Annotated in this window: 23 protein-coding genes; 10 read left to right on the forward strand and 13 right to left on the reverse strand. The window is 39.0% G+C overall.

Annotated elements, in window-relative coordinates; all coding sequences use genetic code 11:
• Positions 1 to 11 precede the first annotated feature (11 nt).
• From SJY16_RS18355 to SJY16_RS18395, 9 genes are all read left to right on the forward strand, one after another.
• Positions 12 to 1,064, forward strand: a complete 1,053-nt coding sequence (locus tag SJY16_RS18355; RefSeq protein WP_377891464.1) for a YheC/YheD family endospore coat-associated protein — start codon at positions 12 to 14, stop codon at positions 1,062 to 1,064.
• Positions 1,061 to 2,440: a YheC/YheD family endospore coat-associated protein gene (locus tag SJY16_RS18360; RefSeq protein WP_377891465.1), complete on the forward strand. Its 1,380-nt coding sequence runs from the start codon at positions 1,061 to 1,063 to the stop codon at positions 2,438 to 2,440. Before SJY16_RS18355 ends, SJY16_RS18360 begins: the two co-directional genes overlap by 4 nt.
• Complete coding sequence (locus SJY16_RS18365) at positions 2,437 to 3,603, forward strand: YheC/YheD family endospore coat-associated protein (protein ID WP_377891466.1); 1,167 nt, start codon at positions 2,437 to 2,439, stop codon at positions 3,601 to 3,603. Before SJY16_RS18360 ends, SJY16_RS18365 begins: the two co-directional genes overlap by 4 nt.
• A gap of 49 nt (positions 3,604 to 3,652) precedes the next feature.
• The gene (locus tag SJY16_RS18370) at positions 3,653 to 3,865 is read left to right on the forward strand and encodes a DUF5342 family protein (protein ID WP_377891467.1); all 213 of its coding nucleotides are present in this window, start codon (positions 3,653 to 3,655) and stop codon (positions 3,863 to 3,865) included.
• 60 nt (positions 3,866 to 3,925) lie between these two features.
• A complete protein-coding gene (locus SJY16_RS18375) occupies positions 3,926 to 4,108 on the forward strand; it encodes a hypothetical protein (RefSeq protein ID WP_377891468.1) in 183 nt (60 codons plus the stop codon).
• Positions 4,109 to 4,187: 79 nt separating this feature from the next.
• Positions 4,188 to 5,078, forward strand: coding sequence for a PucR family transcriptional regulator (locus SJY16_RS18380; RefSeq protein WP_377891469.1), 891 nt, complete (start codon positions 4,188 to 4,190; stop codon positions 5,076 to 5,078).
• A 141-nt stretch (positions 5,079 to 5,219) separates the two neighbouring features.
• Complete coding sequence (locus tag SJY16_RS18385; protein WP_377891470.1) at positions 5,220 to 6,317, forward strand: ABC transporter ATP-binding protein; 1,098 nt, start codon at positions 5,220 to 5,222, stop codon at positions 6,315 to 6,317.
• 169 nt (positions 6,318 to 6,486) lie between these two features.
• Entirely contained in the window at positions 6,487 to 7,275 is a 789-nt protein-coding gene (locus tag SJY16_RS18390) for a transporter substrate-binding domain-containing protein (protein ID WP_377891472.1), read from the forward strand.
• Complete coding sequence (locus SJY16_RS18395; protein WP_377891473.1) at positions 7,268 to 7,927, forward strand: amino acid ABC transporter permease; 660 nt, start codon at positions 7,268 to 7,270, stop codon at positions 7,925 to 7,927. Before SJY16_RS18390 ends, SJY16_RS18395 begins: the two co-directional genes overlap by 8 nt.
• A 30-nt stretch (positions 7,928 to 7,957) precedes the next feature.
• Here the strand turns inward: SJY16_RS18395 and SJY16_RS18400 are convergent, their stop codons facing one another.
• The 9 genes from SJY16_RS18400 to SJY16_RS18445 all read right to left on the reverse strand — a co-directional run bounded on the left by SJY16_RS18400 (position 7,958) and on the right by SJY16_RS18445 (position 14,452).
• Positions 7,958 to 8,212: a hypothetical protein gene (locus tag SJY16_RS18400; protein ID WP_377891474.1), complete on the reverse strand. Its 255-nt coding sequence runs from the start codon at positions 8,210 to 8,212 to the stop codon at positions 7,958 to 7,960.
• An 84-nt stretch (positions 8,213 to 8,296) separates the two neighbouring features.
• Positions 8,297 to 8,503, reverse strand: coding sequence for an alpha/beta-type small acid-soluble spore protein (locus SJY16_RS18405; protein ID WP_377891475.1), 207 nt, complete (start codon positions 8,501 to 8,503; stop codon positions 8,297 to 8,299).
• A 469-nt stretch (positions 8,504 to 8,972) separates the two neighbouring features.
• Entirely contained in the window at positions 8,973 to 10,325 is a 1,353-nt protein-coding gene (locus tag SJY16_RS18410; protein ID WP_377891477.1) for a TrkH family potassium uptake protein, read from the reverse strand.
• A 204-nt stretch (positions 10,326 to 10,529) separates the two neighbouring features.
• A complete protein-coding gene (locus SJY16_RS18415) occupies positions 10,530 to 11,123 on the reverse strand; it encodes a hypothetical protein (RefSeq protein WP_377891478.1) in 594 nt (197 codons plus the stop codon).
• A complete protein-coding gene (locus SJY16_RS18425; protein WP_483860835.1) occupies positions 11,124 to 12,533 on the reverse strand; it encodes a SpoVR family protein in 1,410 nt (469 codons plus the stop codon). It lies immediately after the preceding gene.
• Between the two features lie 144 nt (positions 12,534 to 12,677).
• Entirely contained in the window at positions 12,678 to 12,869 is a 192-nt protein-coding gene (locus tag SJY16_RS18430; RefSeq protein WP_377891479.1) for a hypothetical protein, read from the reverse strand.
• A gap of 90 nt (positions 12,870 to 12,959) precedes the next feature.
• Positions 12,960 to 13,517 (reverse strand): redoxin domain-containing protein, encoded by a 558-nt coding sequence (locus SJY16_RS18435; RefSeq protein WP_377891481.1) that lies wholly within the window; start codon positions 13,515 to 13,517, stop codon positions 12,960 to 12,962.
• Positions 13,514 to 14,140: a hypothetical protein gene (locus tag SJY16_RS18440; protein WP_377891483.1), complete on the reverse strand. Its 627-nt coding sequence runs from the start codon at positions 14,138 to 14,140 to the stop codon at positions 13,514 to 13,516. Before SJY16_RS18440 ends, SJY16_RS18435 begins: the two co-directional genes overlap by 4 nt.
• A 51-nt stretch (positions 14,141 to 14,191) precedes the next feature.
• A complete protein-coding gene (locus SJY16_RS18445) occupies positions 14,192 to 14,452 on the reverse strand; it encodes a metal-sensitive transcriptional regulator (RefSeq protein ID WP_377891485.1) in 261 nt (86 codons plus the stop codon).
• Between the two features lie 156 nt (positions 14,453 to 14,608).
• On the opposite strand from SJY16_RS18445, the gene SJY16_RS18450 reads away from it, so the two are divergent.
• Positions 14,609 to 14,797, forward strand: a complete 189-nt coding sequence (locus tag SJY16_RS18450) for a hypothetical protein (RefSeq protein ID WP_377891486.1) — start codon at positions 14,609 to 14,611, stop codon at positions 14,795 to 14,797.
• An 87-nt stretch (positions 14,798 to 14,884) separates the two neighbouring features.
• On the opposite strand, the gene SJY16_RS18455 is transcribed toward SJY16_RS18450, so the two are convergent.
• The 4 genes from SJY16_RS18455 to SJY16_RS18470 all read right to left on the reverse strand — a co-directional run bounded on the left by SJY16_RS18455 (position 14,885) and on the right by SJY16_RS18470 (position 19,840).
• Positions 14,885 to 16,627 (reverse strand): phospho-sugar mutase, encoded by a 1,743-nt coding sequence (locus SJY16_RS18455; protein WP_377891488.1) that lies wholly within the window; start codon positions 16,625 to 16,627, stop codon positions 14,885 to 14,887.
• Between the two features lie 182 nt (positions 16,628 to 16,809).
• Positions 16,810 to 18,345: a GNAT family N-acetyltransferase gene (locus SJY16_RS18460; protein ID WP_377891490.1), complete on the reverse strand. Its 1,536-nt coding sequence runs from the start codon at positions 18,343 to 18,345 to the stop codon at positions 16,810 to 16,812.
• 118 nt (positions 18,346 to 18,463) lie between these two features.
• The gene (locus SJY16_RS18465) at positions 18,464 to 18,901 is read right to left on the reverse strand and encodes a CBS domain-containing protein (protein ID WP_377891492.1); all 438 of its coding nucleotides are present in this window, start codon (positions 18,899 to 18,901) and stop codon (positions 18,464 to 18,466) included.
• 84 nt (positions 18,902 to 18,985) lie between these two features.
• A complete protein-coding gene (locus tag SJY16_RS18470) occupies positions 18,986 to 19,840 on the reverse strand; it encodes a ComEC/Rec2 family competence protein (protein WP_377891494.1) in 855 nt (284 codons plus the stop codon).
• Positions 19,841 to 19,884 lie beyond the last annotated feature (44 nt).

Genomic DNA, 19,884 nt, shown 5'->3' on the forward strand with positions numbered 1-19,884 from the left:
AGAGGTGAAGAATGGATACTATCGGAATTATGCAAACCTCGTTTCAACATGAGAAGAACTATGTACGTGAACTCGCAAGGGCTGGGGCGACCTTTGGCTTTACAGTATTACGCTTCCAACCAAGGGGAACGTTACAATCAACCATTCATGGACTAAAATACGACAGTTTACATGATTGTTGGAGAAAAACAACTTTTCATATTCCAAGTTTTATCTATGACCGTTGTTTTCATAACGCTCCAACTAAACAAACCCTTACTTTTATTAAAGAACTCAAAAAACAATCGAATACCACTTTTCTTGGTTATGGATTACCGGGAAAATGGGCCGTTTATAACAAATTGAAAAACGATACTGTTCTAGGTCCTCACCTTCCAAGAACGTATCACCTCAACACACATACCGGATTAACGAACATACGCAACTTACTAAAGGATAAAACAGAATTGCTATTAAAACCTCTCAATGGATCTCAAGGTAATGGCCTAGTTCATATTAAGATGCACAATCATGGTTTTCATTTGCAAATCAATCATAAAGGAGACATTCTCCATCATAATTATGATACAACTAGATCTTTTCATAACTTTATTGAGACATTAATCTCACAAAAAAACTACATGGCTCAGGAGATGCTTAATCTTAGAGATAAACACAACAATCCATTTGACCGAAGAGTGGTGATGAAAAAACAAGCTGATTCATGGAAGGAACTTGGTCGGGCCACCCGTGTAGGTATGCCCCATTCATTCGTTTCCAACCTTCATAGTGGCGGTGTGATTAAATCAGGTGATGACATTGGTCTACCTAACGAGGTGTTACGGAAATCAAATGAACAAATCTCTAATCTTTCAGTACGGACAGCGCGATTATTAGAGCTCTATTTCCCACCTAAATTTGAGCTTGGTCTCGACTTTGGTATTGATCAAACAGGACATGTTTGGCTACTAGAAGCAAATTCAAAACCAGGCCACACAATTATTCAGGATAAACAAGAGCTTCATTTCCTTCCTTTCCAATACTGTCGATACCTTCAGTCTCAAAAGAAAGGGGTTAACAAATGATGACAGAACCATGTTTATTAAAGAAAGACCCGACATCCTCTGGTTGCCTTTACGTTCCCCCTTCAACATTTAAATCCTATGTTGACAGGGTATCTTTTCCTAACAAGCTTTGTTTTGGATCGAGAACATCATTTTGTTCTGTTTCTCCACATCCTGATAACAAAGAAGAATATTTGATGTCAGAAGACATGTGGAAAATCCTTGGCATTCCTGAGAAAACAGCTGTTCACCTTTTTGAACACGGAGACTCTCTTCATATCGGTCCACTCATTGGCGTATTCACAGCCGGATTCACAAAAGATAGTATGCGACCTATTGGAGAACGCAGCATGTACTTTGCGAAATTATTGACTGCTGCAAGAAAATGCGGGGCGTTTGCCTTTGTTTTTGGCGCTCATCAGGTTGATTTTAAAGAACAGACCATAAAAGGACTGACGTATAACAAAAAGGGATGGAAACAGATTAAAGTGCCTCTTCCTGACGTCGTTTATGATCGTCTTCCAAATAGAAGCTCTGAATCGTTGGAACAAGTGTCTAAAACAAGGCACCTCCTACAATCTCAATACCTCATTCCTTGGTTCAACCCAAGCTTCTTCGATAAATGGAAGGTTTTTGAAAAATTACAAGAAGATGATGCAATTCGTCACTACTTACCAGGAACGATTCTAAATCCAAAACAAGAAACCCTGTCGAAAATGCTAGAAGAGTATGAACAAATCTACATTAAGCCGGCTAATGGAAGTCTCGGCTTAGGAATCCAACAAATTCTTAAACCTGAAAACGAAAAATATTACTATTGTCGCTTTCGCACTGGTAAAGAGAATAGGCTCAGGAGCTATAGCTCTTTATCTAGATTAATCAAGCAACAATATCCTTCAGGTAAGTTAGATGGATTTATTGTTCAACAAGGAATTGACCTTCACCGAATTAATCAGCGACCTATGGATTACCGCGTTCACACAAACAAGAATAAAGAAGGGAAATGGGAAGTTAGCGCAATCGCCGCAAAAATTGCGGGCGAAGGAAGCTTAACCACCCACACTTCTTCTGAAGGTACAGTGAAAACATTAAATGAACTTGTTACCGATTATGGTTTCAGCAAGGATTATGAAAATTTATTGAGCGAAGCTGCTCTTAAAATTAGTCATTCACTCGATCATAAAATACCTGGCTTCATCGGTGAGTTTGGTTTTGATCTCGGGATTACAAAGAACGGAGAAATCTATTTATTTGAAGCAAACTCAAAGCCTGGCAGGAGTATTTTTGAGCATAAGCGCCTCAAGGCAGAAGAAGTTAAGACACGTGTTTTGCCGATGGAATATGCGATTCATCTTGCTAAATCTGCAATTGAAAAAGCACTGGTCAACCAGCGATGATTCAGCTCTTCTATGACGATGAGAGCAAAAAATGGTCACAAAGAAGTACTTATCAAACATTATATTGGGGGAAAGAGCAACTTTCGCTCCCTCCCCCTTCAACTAGATCATTCAAACCGATTATCAAAGTCAACTCGAGTAAAAATGCCCTCCGTCCTTTAGTCGGCATTCTTGCTGGTGATAATTCGAATTATCATTTCAGTGGTAACACCGCTATCTTTACTTCAATTCAAAACGAAATCACAAAACAGGGTGGATTATCCTTTGTCTTCACTCCAAGTAGTATTCGGAAGGCCTATATTACCGGTTATATCTTTGATGAAATAACGAATAGATGGACAGGTTATCGTTTTCCATATCCAAACATCGTTTATAACCGGATCCCAACTCGCAAGGAAGAAAATTCAAGGTTAGTGAAAAACATTTTGAATTACTTAGATAAAAGGGAAATACCATACTTCAATAAACGCTTTTTGAATAAAGCCGATCTCTATCAACTTCTCACTAGTCATGATGAGCTCAAACCATACTTACCAGACACAGAGCTTCTCACGCCAGAAATTCTTGAACCGTTTCTACAGCAGCACCCCTCAGCATACTGTAAACCGTCAACGGGGAGCAAAGGACACGGTATTTTTAAACTTGAAGCAATTTCAAATGGTTACAAATATAGCGATCATGAAAAGACGCTCTGTTTCGATACGATTGATGAACTTTCTTATTATCTTCAACCAAAACTTAAAGAAGTTTACCTCATTCAAAAAGCTGTAAGATTATGTACTCATGGCAACTATCGATACGACTTCAGGGTCTTGCTTCAAAAACCTTATAATTTTTGGCAAGTAACTGGGATTGGAATAAGAGCAACTGAAAAAAACCTCTTAACGACTCACGTTCCACGAGGTGGACGTATTCTTTCGTTCAATAAACTTGCGGATCATAGTGATGAAATTAAAATTAACCAATTAGCCCTTTCAACTGCCTCACTTATTGAAAAAGAAGGCTTGTTTGTAGAGCTTTCAATGGATATTGGAAAAGATGTGAATGGAGACTTGTGGATTTTTGAAGCGAACGCCAAACCTATGCGTTTTGATGAACCCTTAATCCACCAGGCATCAATAACTTCCCTTATATCTGCTTTTCGAACATTTTCAGCGTATTAACCTGATGTGTTATGATATAAAAAAGCGTTTTCACCCAGGGGGAATATAGATGTTATCGCATTTTCAATATAAACAGATAGGACCTAAAGTACGAAAAACAAAATGGGAAGTTTCTTTTTTCTATCAAGGCGCTTATTACCGCTCACTCTATCTTCATACCGGAGAGTTTGACTGGTTCGAACCATCTCCGAAAGAAGAAGACAAATCACAACTACAATCCCAAATTCATGAACTGATGCTCTTTCATGTTTATGAAAAATAATAATTAACTCCCTACCTTCGCATACTAACTCTATACAACGTTATAGGGAGTTGAAGAATAATGCCCAAAAAGAAGGTAGACGAGTCACAATACGAAGGACGAGACAAGTTTGACATGGATATCGACCGTATGGTGAATGAAGGTATGGCTGGCGGAGCAGTACATCAAAGCTATAGACAAGCTCAGATAGAAGAAGCCATTCCAGTTATGAAACAAGAGCCACCTCATCGATGTGACGGGTAACTGTATAATGGTATAATAATGAGAACCTCTGACATAGACAGAGGTTCTTTCTTTTTAGACGCTCAAAGGGGGTTCAGGAATGATTAACAATTTATCCGAACTATACGGCAAAGATTATACAGTAGCTTCTGAAGAGCCTGAACGATACTATTGGTACGAAACGGCAGATGGAGATCGGTTCGGTATTCGTAAATCCCGCTTGTCACATGATGAACAAGCGCTACTCGATGCCCTCTTCCCTTCTCATTGTCTTAAAGATAGCTTTGAAAATACGGTGCAACAAAAGTGGGCATCGCTTCTCTTTCATGAAAACCTTGAGCTTCCTCCTATAAAAACAAAGCCAGTAAGATACATACATTTTCATCTGAAAGAGGTCCCATCAGACTTCCGTGAATTCCAGGAGGCGATGATCGGTCTATTTTCAACAGACGTTGTTTTCCTTTTTAAGAATGATAAGGAAGGTGTCATGATACAAGAAAATACTGAAGACGAAAACCTTATTGAAGAGCTAGAACAAATGGCAGCTGCTTTAACGGCTGATTTTTTTATCGAGATGTCTCTTTTCGTTGGACAGACCATTCATGATACTGATCCATCGAATTTACTTAACACGTATCAGACTGAGAAAAGATGGTTCGTATCCGGGATAAACTTGATGCCTACTCAATTGGTATTCACACAAACGGCAATTGTACCAGCAATCTTATTTAGTGAAGCTAGTCAGGAAACAATTCACTATTTAAAGACATTGATCGAGCCAGTGAATGATGATGCTGAGTTATTGAAAAGCATACGAGCTTATTTGGAATCGAACTTAAACATTACGCTAGCCTCTAAACAGTTATACATACATAGAAACAGCTTACAATACCGAGTAGATAAATTCATCGAACGAACAGGAATCGATGTGAAATCATTTAAAGGAGCCGTCATGGTATACCTGGCTCTCCTTACTTTTGAACTGCGTTGATCAACGCAGTTTTTTTATATCATTCGTTCATTATGCACAAAACACCTCTCGATTTTTGTGCACGCCTCCAATTTACGACAGCGTTTTCATAACGTAAACTTAGAACTAGTTAAAGGCAGTTAATTATTAGGAGGCATAACAATGGCTGATATTAAGTTGAATCACATTTACAAACGATATGATAACAAATTTGAGGCTGTAAAAGATTTTAACCTAGACATAAAAGATAAAGAGTTCATCGTATTTGTTGGTCCATCAGGCTGTGGTAAATCAACAACATTACGTATGATCGCTGGACTTGAAGATATCTCTGATGGAGACCTCGTAATCGGTGAAAGACGAGTAAATGACGTAGCTCCTAAAGACCGCGATATCGCAATGGTATTCCAGAACTATGCTCTTTATCCTCATATGAACGTCTATGACAATATGGCTTTTGGTTTAAAACTTCGTAAATTTGATAAAAAAGAAATCGAGCGACGCGTAATGGATGCTGCTCGTATCCTCGGTCTTGAGAATTTGCTTGATCGTAAGCCTAAAGCACTCTCGGGTGGTCAGCGTCAGCGCGTTGCTTTAGGACGAGCTATCGTAAGAGATCCTCAAGTATTCTTGATGGATGAGCCTTTATCTAACCTTGATGCAAAGTTGAGAGTACAAATGCGTGCTGAAATCTCAAAACTTCACCAGCGTCTTCAAACGACCACCATCTATGTAACACATGACCAAACCGAAGCGATGACGATGGCAACTCGTATTGTTATTATGAAAGACGGTGTCATCCAACAAGTCGGCTCACCTAAAGAAGTATATGATGCTCCTGATAACGTATTTGTAGGTGGATTCATCGGTTCCCCTGCCATGAACTTCCTTCGTGGGCAATTAGAAGATGGGTACTTCAAGATGAACAATGTTAAAGTTAAAGTACCTGAAGGAAAAATGAAAACACTACGTGACAATGGTTATACCAATCAAGAAATTCTTCTCGGTATCCGCCCAGAAGATATCCATGATGAGCCAGTTTTCATCGAATCTTCTCAGGATACAAAGATTGAAGCTGCAATCGATGTAGCAGAATTAATGGGTGCTGAAACTTACCTTTACTCAAAAGTAGCTGACCAAGATTTCATCGCTCGTGTCGACTCCCGCTCTGACGTTCATAGTGGACAAAACATCGAGCTTGCATTGAATATGAATAAATGCCATTTCTTTGATACAGATACAGAACAGCGTATCTATTAATTTCAAACGATTGAAAACACCCTTTTTAGGGTGTTTTTTCTTTATTATCACCTGCATGAACAGATGGGGATAAGTTAATAATGGTTGATGATTGACTTTAGAGCGAATGCTCACTAAAATTAAACCTGTAATTCATATCAACTTTGTAGGGATTTAAGGAGGAATTAGTTTGAAAAAGAATTGGATGTTAGGTATTGTTCTGGTTTTAACCCTAGGAGTACTTGCAGCATGCGGTACAAATAGTGAGGATAAAGAAACTGCTGAAGACAGCGATTCGAAAGAGACGCTATTAATAGGTACAGAGGCTACTTACCCACCCTTCAGCTACCGTGATGATAGCAATGAAATCACTGGCTATGATGTAGAAGTCGCTCGTGAAGTTGCTCAGCGCATTGGCATGAAAGCAGAATTCAAAGCGATCGAATGGAAAGGACTACTCTCTTCTCTTGAAACGGAACGAATCGATATGGTCGCAAATCAAGTAACGATTACTGACGACCGCAAAGAGAAATTCGCTTTTACTGACCCTTACACAATCTCAGGTGGACAGGTAATCGTTCATAAAGATAACGCTGACATTAAGAGTATCGATGACCTAGAAGGCAAAACGGTAGGTACCACGCAAGGAAGTAACTACCAAAAAGCTGCCAAAGATGCTGGAGCAGAAACTAAGATTTACAAAGGTGCGAATCAAGCATTGACTGACTTAAGCAATCAACGTGGAATCGATGCAGCAATGAATGATCGTCTATTTATCCTTACCGAACTTCCCAAAACCGAGTTCAATGTAAAAGGCGTAGGCGAACCGTTTAATAAGACAGAAATGGCGTTTGCATTACCAAAAGGAAAAGAAGACTTAGTTAAAAAGATTAATGACGCTATGAACGAAATGAAAGAAGATGGAACACTTGAAGAATTATCCGCAAAATATTTTGACGGAGAGAATGTAAGTGAGTGAAATAGGTAAAGTATTGTGGGATGCTTTGCCCTTTCTTTTAGAAGGGGCAAAGAACACGCTACTTTTAAGTTTCTTTTCCATCTTCGGTGCACTTATCGTGGGACTAATTATCGCACTGCTCCGAATTTCAAAAATAAAAGTTGCAATCGGTTTTGCTAAACTCTATGTATCTTTCTTCAGAGGCACACCCTTACTTATCCAATTATTCATCTTGTATTTCGGGCTAGTCTCTGTCGAAATCCAGCTCACAGCCTGGCAAGCAGCTTATACTGGACTCATCTTACACTTTGGTGCTTATATCTCTGAATCATTGCGTGCCGCTATTCTATCTCTATCTAAAGGGCAATGGGAAGCAGCGATGTCGCTTGGGATGAATAAATCATTAATCTATAGAGAAATTATCATTCCACAGGCCTGGAGAAGAGCCATACCACCTGTCTGGAACTCATTGATCGACATCGTAAAGGCTTCTTCCCTTGCTTCTGTTATTACAATTTCAGAGCTTACGTATAACTCTGATCAGATAGCAGCATCAAGTTATGAAGTTTTGCCAATCATGCTAACAGCCGCTTGTATCTATTGGCTCTTTACAACCGTACTCAATATCATACAAGGCATTCTTGAAAAGCGTTTATCGATTCCATCCTCATAAAAGGAGCTGTCCTCATCGACAGCTCCTTTTTCATATCATCCACTCTTCAACTAAGTACACATCAGACGTCATACAAGATGGACATGCTAGAACATGAGGACACTCATGCTCTTTAGCACCTATAGAATAGCCGTCTATCACCTTCACAGACTCAATCGATTCGTACGGACTATAATCATCATAATAATCCGCTTCTCTTCCTTGATCTAAAAGGTTCATGCCACACGCTGAACAAGCCAACTGAATTGATATAAAACTATTACAAAGAGGACACTCGAAAGTCACTTGATCACTCCTCTTACAGATTCCTTATGTAGCAACCAAAAGAAGGGATGGACTCGTCCACCCCTTCACAGCCATGGTATACAATTATTTTTGGTATCCACCAAGTTGTTGTTCAGCCATCTGAACTAGACGCTTAGTGATTTCTCCACCAACTGAACCGTTAGCGCGAGAAGTTGAATCTGGACCAAGTTGCACTCCAAATTCAGAAGCGATTTCATACTTCATCTGGTCGATAGCTTGAGCTACACCAGGTACTACAAGATTGTTTGTGCTTTGTTGTTGTTGAGCCATGTCAATCACCTCCTTTGTACAACTAGTTTGTGAAATCTCGATTTTTATATACCATATTTTTTTGGTAAATGTTTCTAAGAAAAGCGGAGGTGGGCGTTTAGAAACAGAGATATTGGAACTCTTGAACTGGAACACGCTTTTTGTGTTCTAGTGAAAGAGTGAAATATCGCAGTTTCTGCCCACCGCAGCTGGACATCGCGAAAGCGGAAGTGACCGTTTAGGTCCGAAAAGTGCTGGAACCTTTAGGAAAGAACACGCTTTTTGTGTTCATTCCTAAAGGTGAAGCAATCGAGGACCTGGTCACTGCAGCTAGACATTGAAAAGCGGAGGTGGGCGTTTAGAAACAGAGATATTGGAACTCTTGAACTATTGTAGCGTTCTATCACTTGAACACGACTCTTACGTTCTTACAAGTACTATTCATCAAAAAACTCAAACACAAAAAAAGCACGAGGAAGCCCTCGCGCTTTTAACCAATAATAACTCTTTCTGTTGGATAGTGATATCGCTCTCGCAATACCGTACCTCTAAGTAGGAATAGAAATGATAATATACCGATACGCCCAATAAACATTAAGCATATCGTAACGATCTTACCGAACGTACTTAATCCAGGAGTTATCCCCATCGATAGACCTGTAGTCCCGAAGGCAGATGAAACCTCAAATATGATAGCCACAAGTGGATAAGGTTCTGAGAACGAAAGCATCACGATCCCAGTGCTCCAAACCACCACGGCAACTGCAAATACAACAAATGCTTTATGAACATCTTCAGGGTGTAGCTCTCGCCCAAATACTTTGATTGAGCTTCCACCTTTTGCGAAAAAGAAAATAGCAATAAGAACAATTGCAAATGTGGTGGTACGCACACCACCACCCACACTACTCGGTGAAGCACCGATAAACATAAGGGCAGACATTAATAATTGAGTTGGTTCTTGAAACTCGTTTACATCCATTGTAGACAACCCACCACTACGAGTCGTTACAGATTGAAACATCGCATAAAAGAATGATTCATGCCATGACTTGTCAGCAAAAAATGTGGTAGCCTCAAAAGCCCAGATCATAATTGCACCTACAACAACGAGTACGAAGAATGTCATAGTCGTTAGCTTTGTGAACAATGAAAATTTATAACGATACGTGTTTTGACGAGAAAACAAGAAATTCTTGACCTCAATTAAGACAGGAAAACCAATGGCTCCTGTAACGATCAAGAGAATGTGAATGAATTGAACAAAGTAATCTTTTGCAAAGGGTTGTAGAGATTTACCAGTAATATCGAAACCTCCGTTAGTAGTCGCACTAACTGAGGCAAAGAATCCTTGCAAATACGCCTCTTGCCATGTTTCAAAGAAACGAAGATAGTAAGTACCGAGCACAACTGCTCCAACTAATTCAATAATGAAAATCAATGCTAATATTTGTTTCATCAACTGTACTAGCCCCGATAACGTCGATTGGTTTTGATCGGTCATAATAAGCTGCCTCTCTTTCAAACCAATCTTCTTACCCATTACAAGCCATACGAATGTTCCAAGGGTCATAATTCCAATTCCACCGATTTGTAGAACAAATGCAATGATGATGATGCCAGGAACACTAAACGTATCAGCTGTACTGACTACCGTAAGACCGGTTACGCTAACAGCACTAACTGCTGTAAATAGCGCATCAATAAAAGAAAGTTCTTTCCCTGGCTGATGAGCGACGGGCAAACTTATCAATATCGTGGATATAGTCACTGCTAGTAAATAAAACAAAACGATTAATTGTACTGATGTTAATCGAATGCGTCTAAAACGAGATCTTAACAAAGCACCCACAGCCTTTTCATATAATTACATTCCCTATCATAAACCAAATGAATTATCTGTCAACGTCTTACACATTTATCCTCATTATTGAGAATCTTCATTCGTTCTATTCCTTATACCTTTTTGTTCTTTAAGCGCGTCCAAACAAATCTGTTTGACACAACATAAAAAAGGACCGTAATGATACGGCCCTATCCCTTCTTTCTAAAAAGCTCGCTGTTTCCCTCTATTAATTAACGCTTTCATTTCAAACTGATAGACCTTTGCTTCTTTATGGCTGATCGCATCGCCCAATCTTGACTGCAACGCTAACAACCGTTGCATTTCGTCCTTTGTTAAATAAACCGGTAGCGGTCCATTTGTCGTCATTATCCCTTTAACACCTGTATCACCTGTACTATTACTTTCTTCATAGTACTGCAAGTTTTCTGTTTGTAAAAGGGCTGTGCTTTGCTGTTGAATCAAATCGATCTTGCCATCGATGTAGCGCTTCAGAAAAGCACTGCTTCCAAACCCAGTAAGAATAGAAAGGTATAAGACATTTTCTACATTCTTGTACGTCTCGAAGAACATGAGCGTTACTAATAAAGCACCGATACCACCTATTAATGGTTCCTTTAAGGAACCAATACTATAGTAAACGCCCTGATGATCTTCGCTTTTCACTTTACGCCATAATCTAAATTCACCTGACAAGAGAATATTTCCTAAACCTCCTAACACACCCGCAGAGACCACGAACAATACATATGTCCAGAAGTCTGGAAAATGTGCTCCTAAGGAAATATTACCGGTCATCTATAAATACCTACGGTGCATCTTCTTTCCGTCATAAGAAAATACAACTTCTTTTTCTTCTACCCTTGTTTCCATATGAACAGGACGACCCCACACTTGATGAATGTAAGGAAGAACGCGTTCCAAATATTGAAGATCAAGCTCAGTATCTTCAAAAGAGTGCTTCACATACATTTCTCCAGCCCTCATATAATCCCCATCGACGACTGTTAAGTATGGAAACCCACCGTTTACTCTCATCGTCACGAGCTGGTCACGAATCATTTCCCATTCCTTATCAACAATTTTATAATCTCGACCCTTTTTCTGAAATAAGTATAAGTCTTCTCTATAAACGAGATCTTTGGTCAAGTAATTTCTGATAAAAGAAATATCTGCCTCTACTTCTCGAACTTCAAACATCTTCTCTCTTCCACTACCCGGTTTCACGCCTCTTCTTATCATATCCTCAGTCGGATTATCATGAACTTCTTCAATATTTTCAAAAATCTTCAATCCTAAATAATATGGATTTATTCTTGTTCTTGAAGGCTGAACAACATTCGCATTTAGTGAAGCAAATTCAATTGATTCTTCTGTTGTTAAGTCCATCTCTCGTAAAATTCGCTGATGCCAGTAACTCGCCCAACCTTCATTCATAATTTTCGTTTCAAGCTGTGGCCAGAAATATAGCATTTCTTCTCTCATCATTGTCATAATGTCACGTTGCCAATCCTCAAGCTCGTTACTGTATTCTTGAATGAACAATAATAAGTCTTTTTCAGGGTGTGGTGGAAACTGTTTTCTTTGTTTTGGCCGCGGCTCGTCCTTTGTATCGTTTTCATCTAAGGACCATAAATCGTTATATGGTGAATCATCTCTTCGGACTTTTTCTACTTCCTCTTCTTCGTTCAAATTATAAGATAATTTCGGACGCATAATAGACGGGTCGATATGCTCTTGTATCGAAAGCACAGCATCGAGGAAATTCTCCACTTCCTCTTTTCCATACTGATGTTCATAATTAGCGATTCGTTCTGCCGTCGCGGTCATGCTTTCAACCATATCGCGTCGGGTATTGGAAAAGCGAATGTTGTTTTTAAAGAAATCACAGTGTGCAAGAACGTGAGCAATAATCAACTTATTTTGAATAAGAGTATTTGTATCTAACAGAAACGCATAGCAGGGATCTGAATTAATAACTAACTCATAAATTTTGCTTAATCCTAAATCATACTGCAGCTTCATCTTATGAAACTGTTTCCCAAAACTCCAGTGGGAAAATCTTGTTGGCATCCCATATGCCCCGAACGTATAAATAATATCTGCCGGGCAGATTTCATAACGCATTGGATAGAAATCAAGGCCGAACCCCTTGGCTATTTCAGTAATTTCTTCGATAGCATTAAAAATCTCTTTCTCAGCGCTCATTTCCTTCCCTCCTAAAATATTGCTTATTAATATGTATGTGAGGACAAACCAGTTCATGATTAGAGGCAAGGAAATCCAAGACTAAGTGGTCAAAAATCACAAAAAGCTGCTGGATGCTCAGCAGCTTTTCGCTTTTTATAGTATTCAATTATATAACTGCGTGAGGCCACTAGTTACAAGATAGCCAACTAGTAACCCTAAAAGGATCGACGTACCGATATAAGACCACTTTGAATTAAATTCAATCACTGGTCCATGTGCGGGTTCGTAGAACCAACTGTACTGAATCATCCCTAAAATAATGAACAATATCATTCCAAATAGAAAATTCGTCACCTGATCTCCCCCTATTGCTACAATGAAAATCACCATTCAATAAAACGAACACTCCAACGAACGATTTGCCTAAAAATAAGCTGGTACCTTTTATTTCACTGAGGATACCAGCTCTTCCATACTGTCTTTACTCATAGGTCCTACCAATCTTTGCTTAATTATACCATTTTTGTCAATGATATAGGTGGTCGGAATGGTAATTGTTGCAAATTTTTCTGATTGTTCTCCTTCGAGATCTAAAAGAACAGGAAAGGTAAGATGATATTGCTTCACGAACTCTTCAACAGATGCAACGGAATCATTCGAAGTAATATTGACCGCTACAATCTCTACTTGATCAGAATTTTCTTCATAGAAGTCTTGCATATGAGGCATTTCAGCCTTACAAGGAGGACACCATGTAGCCCAGAAGTTCAAAAATACAACTTTACCTCTATAATCAGAAAGCTTCACTTTATCACCAGAAAGGGTTTCTAACGAAAAGTCTGGGGCGAGGTTACCGTTTTGAATGCCTTCCTCAACTTGTGCTGACACCTCTTGGCTAGTATCCTTTTGGGGTTTCGTCACTGGATGATCTATGAAGATTGATACAACAGCATAAATAGCTAAGCAAGCTACTACGACCATACCTGGAATCAAACGCTTCATCTCATTCTCCTCCTATAGACACCATATTGAATCCAAACAATGTAGATTGCTACAAATAAATATAGCCATTGTAGCTTAGACGTTTCCAGCATATATTCTTGTCGCATCATACCGATAATGAATAACAAGATACTGCCCCCCAACAGTACATCGAGGAATCGCCAATTATAGGATTTCCAATACACCATTAAAAGAAGCATCGCTAGTAATAAAAGCAGGATTCCCAATGACCCTTCTTCAGCAAACTGCACGATCTCATAAAAAAATGTTCCGATTACTAGTCCAAAACTAAGTAGAAAGATTTGATTCTTATGATTTTGATAGTTGCTTAGCTTCCAATGGAAATAGATTATAGTAAAAAGAAGAGCGAGAATAAAGCCAGGATGCCCACCTGTAAAATACAACAGTGACAGTGGAGAATTGAAAACGAGCAGCGGACTCAATATGAGGAGACTACCTTTCCAAAATAGGATAAAGGCAACGACTGTTTCAAACGCTAAATCAGCGGCATTGGTTGATAACTTCAGAAACTTACCAACCAAATAAATAGAAAGCAGTGCAATCGCTACGCATATCCCCACCCAAACGAGTTGTTCTGAAAGATTTATTTTTCCTATTTGCACTGAGAATCTAGCTCCTTAGTGTAGTGAAAATATAAGATGCGATTAATATGACTAACGGCTTTTCACTAGAAGATTCACAGCTTCTTTCACGACTTCTTCAGTAGATTCACCTTTATCGAGCTGGGTTCGAATGCACTCCTCAAGGTTAGAACCTACAATAAGACCGATCGTACGATCAATTGCCGTTCTGCTAGCAGATAGTTGGGTTATAACATCTTTACAATCTTTTTCTTCCTCCAACATCCGTAAAACTCCTCGAATTTGCCCTTCAACTCTTTTAAGACGATTTTTCATCTCGTTCGTATATTCCATACTCCGCACCCCTTTCCATTTATTATCATATATTATTAAAGCTTATACTTTTTCATAAAAGATTAAACACTTGCGCCTTCTCTTCATATATTGTAAAATAAATCTTAATTTAAGGATAGGAAAAAGGGTTATTTAATTAAAAGGAGGCAGGACCTTTTGGAGTTATCCGAAGATGATAAACGATTATCTAAGATTTACAGAAGAATTGTTACTTCAAATGAGTACAAAGCAGGTAAAATTCTGGAGAAATTGGATAATGACACGAAAGATAAAGTATTTAAGCTTATTCGAATGAACAAAGCTGAATACGAGGCACAACTAAACAAACAACACCTTCATCAATAATAGAAAACCGGCTATCATAGCCGGTTTTCTTTTGTTTTTCAAGGATCTACATGGGAAAACCAGGACTTAATTAGTCCTGGTTTTATGTTACGCTTCAACGCGTTCTTTAACTTTTGACATTACTGACTCCCTGAGCAGATCAAGCTTCTTCTGACTATCTTCGAGACTTGAACTATTCACTCCGAAATAAAATTTAACTTTTGGTTCAGTTCCTGATGGACGTAAACAGAACCAAGAACCATCCTCAAGCTTGTATTTCAACACATTTGATTGCGGTAGTTCAATTGTTTCGTTATGATTATCCTTCATATAAGTTCTTGTACTCGTTTGATAATCTTCAACAATTGTAACTTTTAATTCTGCAGCTTCTACTGGTGGCTCTTCACGGAATTGAGTGAGGAGTGCTTCAATTTTCTCCGCACCTTCCTTACCTTTCAATGTTAGTGACTCAAGTCCTTCCTGATAGTAACCATACTGTTCAAAAACTTCTAATAATCCTTCATATAGCGTCATACCTTTTGATTTGTAATAAGCCGCTACTTCAGCTGCGACAAGACATGCTTGTACAGCATCTTTATCACGGACAAAGTCTCCGATCAAATAGCCGTAACTTTCTTCATACCCAAACAAGAATGTGTGTTGTCCAGTTGTTTCAAATTCTTTAATTCTCTCACCTATAAATTTAAAGCCTGTAAGAGTGTCATAGGATGTAAGACCGTTATCTTCTGCAATTCTGCGACCAATTTCAGAAGTTACGATTGTCTTAAGAACTGCACCGTTTTCAGGAAGTTCACCTTTTTCCTTCATCTGAGTAATGATGTAATCCAACAGGAGTGCACCGGTTTGATTTCCTGTAAGGACGACATATTGACCTTCTTGATTTTTAACCGCAACCCCAACTCGGTCTGCATCTGGATCCGTAGCAAGTAGAACGTCAGCATCTTCCTTCTCTCCATATTGTATAGCAAGTTCAAATGCAGCATGCTCTTCAGGATTTGGGGATGAAACTGTAGAGAAGTTTGGATCAGGAAGTTCTTGCTCCTCTACTACTGTTACATGCTTAAACCCATAAGCTTTTAGTCCTTCTCGAACAGGATGGTTAGCCGTTCCATGAAGCGGGGTGAATACGATTTTTAATTGATCTCCCATCTCTTCTAAGAGAGGCTTATTAACGCGAAGTGTCTTCAGCTGTTCAATGTATTGTGCGTCAATATCAGAACCAATCATCTTGATGAGCCCCTGGCTTTTCAGTTCTTCTTCTGAAGAAACATTAACTTCTAACTCGTTCTCCACACCGTTTACGTAAGAGATTACTTCTGCAGCTACTTTAGGAGGTAGTTGTCCGCCGTCTTCTCCATACACTTTGTACCCGTTATACTCAGGAGGGTTATGACTTGCTGTAATAACGATTCCTGCATAAGCATTCAATTTCCTTACAGCGAATGAAAGCTCTGGTGTAGGTCTTAGTTCTTCAAACACATACGTTTGAATACCATGACTAGCCAAAGCTTTTGCAGATTCCATAGCAAACTCTGGAGACTTATGACGAGAATCGTAAGCGATTGCTACCCCGTGCTTCTTTGCATCTTCGCCATTGGCTAATATGTATTGTGCGAGACCTTCTGAAGCTTTCCTTACAGTGTAAATATTCATTCTGTTAACACCGGGACCGATTTCTCCACGCATTCCACCTGTACCGAATTCTAGGTTCTTATAAAATGCATCTTCAAGTGATTTCTCATCACCTTCAAGCATTGTAAGGTCGCGTTTTAATTCCTCATCAAGTTCAGTTGCTGATGTCCATCGTTTGTATTCGTTTTTCCAGTTCATTTCTGCCTCCTGTGTTGTGTCTAGCTTGTTTTGCATATATGTGTCTTTCTATGTTTAGAGCAAAATCCCTTCCATGCACAAGAAGAATTCAATGCTCTTAGTGCTAATCTTAATATGAATTCCAACGAATTCCAATAAAAATATGAATGGCACACAAAAAAAAGAAGAAAGCCACGAATGGCCTACTTCTTATAATGGATTTCATATAAATCTTTTCTTCTATCTCGTAATTGACGTACCGTTCCAGATTGTCGTTGCCTTCTTAATATTTCAAGGTCAACATCTCCAACAACAACTGTTTCAATGTTAGGATGGCATTCTCCAACGATTCCATCTCTTGAGAATGCGAAATCAGAAGGTGTAAAGATGCCTGATTGTGCATATTGAACATCCATATTCTCAACCTGCGAAAGGTTTCCAATTGTTCCAGCAATAACGGTATAGATTTGATTTTCTACTGCTCTTGCCTGAGCACAATAACGTACTCTTAAGTAACCTTGACGATCATCTGTACAGAATGGTGTAAAAATGATGTTAGCACCTTTGTCAGTCGCAATACGACCTAGCTCCGGGAATTCAATATCATAACAAATTTGGATCGCTATCTTCCCACAATCCGTATCGAATACTTCGATTCCATCCGAACCATGTATCCCCCACCAGCGTCGTTCGTTTGGCGTAACATGTATTTTATATTGTTTCTCAATCGTTCCATCTCTTCTGAAAAGATATGCAATATTATAGATCTTCTCATCTTCTAATACAAAATGAGAACCACCGATAATATTAACGTTGTACTTAACTGCAAGATCTGTAAATAGCTCGATGTATGGTTCCGTATATTCCGTTAGACGCCTTACAGCCTTACTCGGAATATCTTCATCCATAAATGACATGAGCTGAGTGGTAAAGATCTCAGGAAAAACAGCGAAATCAGATCCAAAATCAGCCGCTACATCTACGTAATACTCAACCTGGTTTGCAAATTCTTCAAAAGAAGTGATCTTCTTCATAGCATATTGAATCGCACAGATCCGTACAGGGAAAGACGACCTGAAATGTCTCCTTGTTTTCGCTTTGTACTCGACGTTATTCCATTCCATCAATGTTGCATACCTTCTAGAAGCTTTATCATCAGGTAAGTAATTTGGGTTGATACGCATCACATTAAACCCATTCATTAATTGAAATGTCAGCACTGGATCATAAATATTTTGGAATTTAACTTCCTCAACGTATTCTGTTGGTTTCATTTGATCAGCATATTTATGATAATTCGGAATGCGTCCGCCAATGATAATACTTTTCACATTTAATTCTCGTGCTAGATCTTTCCTAGCATCATAAAGACGCTTACCGATTTTCATACGTCTATACTCTGGGTGAACCATAACCTCTATCCCATACAAGTTATAACCATCGGGATTATGGTTTGTGATATACCCTTCGTCAGTAATGTCATCCCATGTATGTTGGTCATCGTACTCATCGAAGTTCACCATCAAACTTGAGCACGTTCCAATTATTTTCCCTTCATACTCAACACAGAATTGACCTTCAGGAAAAACATCTAGATGGCTTTCTAAGTGCTCTCGTTTCCATGGGTCCATCCCTGGAAAACATACGTTTTGTAACGCAAGTATTTCGTCGATATCTTGTCGTGTGATCCCTCTTAATTCCATCTTCTTCTCGAATTTGGAAACATCTAATTCAGACATCTTATCTACCTCCACTTAACTGCCTATCTTACTATGTACCCTACTTTGTTATTATTTTATCATAGAGGTAAGTATTTTCAGTATAAGAAGAGACTGACATTTGTCAGCCTCTTTACCTTTACGCTCGAGTTGTACCGTTTTGAGAAATACTGGATAGTGCAGGTCCAGCTTCCTGCTTGTCCGGCGTTTTTGTTACGAAATCTCCAAGCGAAACCATTCCGACTACCTGATTGTTTTCTACTACCGGTAGTCGACGAACTTGATTTTGTGCCATTAATACTGCTGCTTCATCTGCTGTCATGTTTGGAGTTGCCGACACACAGTTGTTAGACATACATTGTCCAACCTGTGAAGTGCTAGCTCTACCGCTAGCAGTTGAACGCGTCGTTATATCTCTATCGGTAATGATTCCACACAGTTGCCCATTCTTCATTACTGGAAGGGCACCGATATTATGCTGACTCATCAATGCTGCTGCTTCCTGAACGGATTGTTCTGGTGTAACAGATACGACATTTCTGGACATGACGCCTTGCAGGTTATTATGCACAAACATTCCTCCCGGCTAGAAATGGTAGAGACTCTAAAGACAAGGTCTTACAAAGAGTAGTGTGAGCTCATTTTGAGTAATTTATTTTTCCTATTTTTGTTTTGCTGCATCTGTATGAAAAACGATTTTATCACCATCACTCTTAGCGATAACTGTGCCAAGCTGATCCGTTCGGAATATTGGGATCTTCATTGTACTTAATGTTTTCAAAACCGATTTGTCTGGATAATGGTACGGATTGTTTTTCCCTACAGAGATAACAGCAGCTTGAGGAGCTACAGCTTGGATAAACAGTTTATTCGAAGCAGAATCAGCGCCATGGTGTCCAATTTTTATGACATCCGAAGCCAAGCTTTTCTTCGCATCTGCAAGAATTTCCTTTTCTGCCTGCTCCCCTGCGTCCCCCATGAGTAAAAACGTATTATTACGATGCTTTAACTGAACGACTGCACTGTAATCATTAAAGTCTTCATATTCTGCATGTCGTAATGGCGATAAAAAGTGAAGCGTAATCTCTTTTCCAAACCTCGCTTTCTTACCGCTTTCAGCGATGGTTACATGAATATCTTTCTTTTTGATAGCTTTCATTAAAGAGCGATAATGACGAGTGGGATATGAAACATCTGGCATAATGATTTTACCTATTTCGAACTCATTTACTACTTGATCCATCCCCCCAATATGATCATGGTGGGGATGCGTCGCAATAAGATAATCCAGCCTTTTAATACCGAGGCTTTTTAAATAGCTTGAAACTTTTTCCCCATCCTTATTATCTCCTGCATCGATAAGCATCGCTTTGTTCTCTTGAAGTACAAGAATACTGTCAGCCTGTCCGACATCAATGAAATGAAGCTCCGCACCATTTACTTCAGCAGTTACAACAATTGAAGGTTGGAATAGGATAAGGATGAAGGAAAGAAATGCTATGGAAGTCCTCTTCATAAGCAATCCTCCATTTTTCATTTGTTATTTTTAGTATGAAGCTT

The organism is Alkalihalobacillus sp. R86527 (genome assembly GCF_042466185.1).
Classification (GTDB): domain Bacteria; phylum Bacillota; class Bacilli; order Bacillales; family Guptibacillaceae; genus Guptibacillus.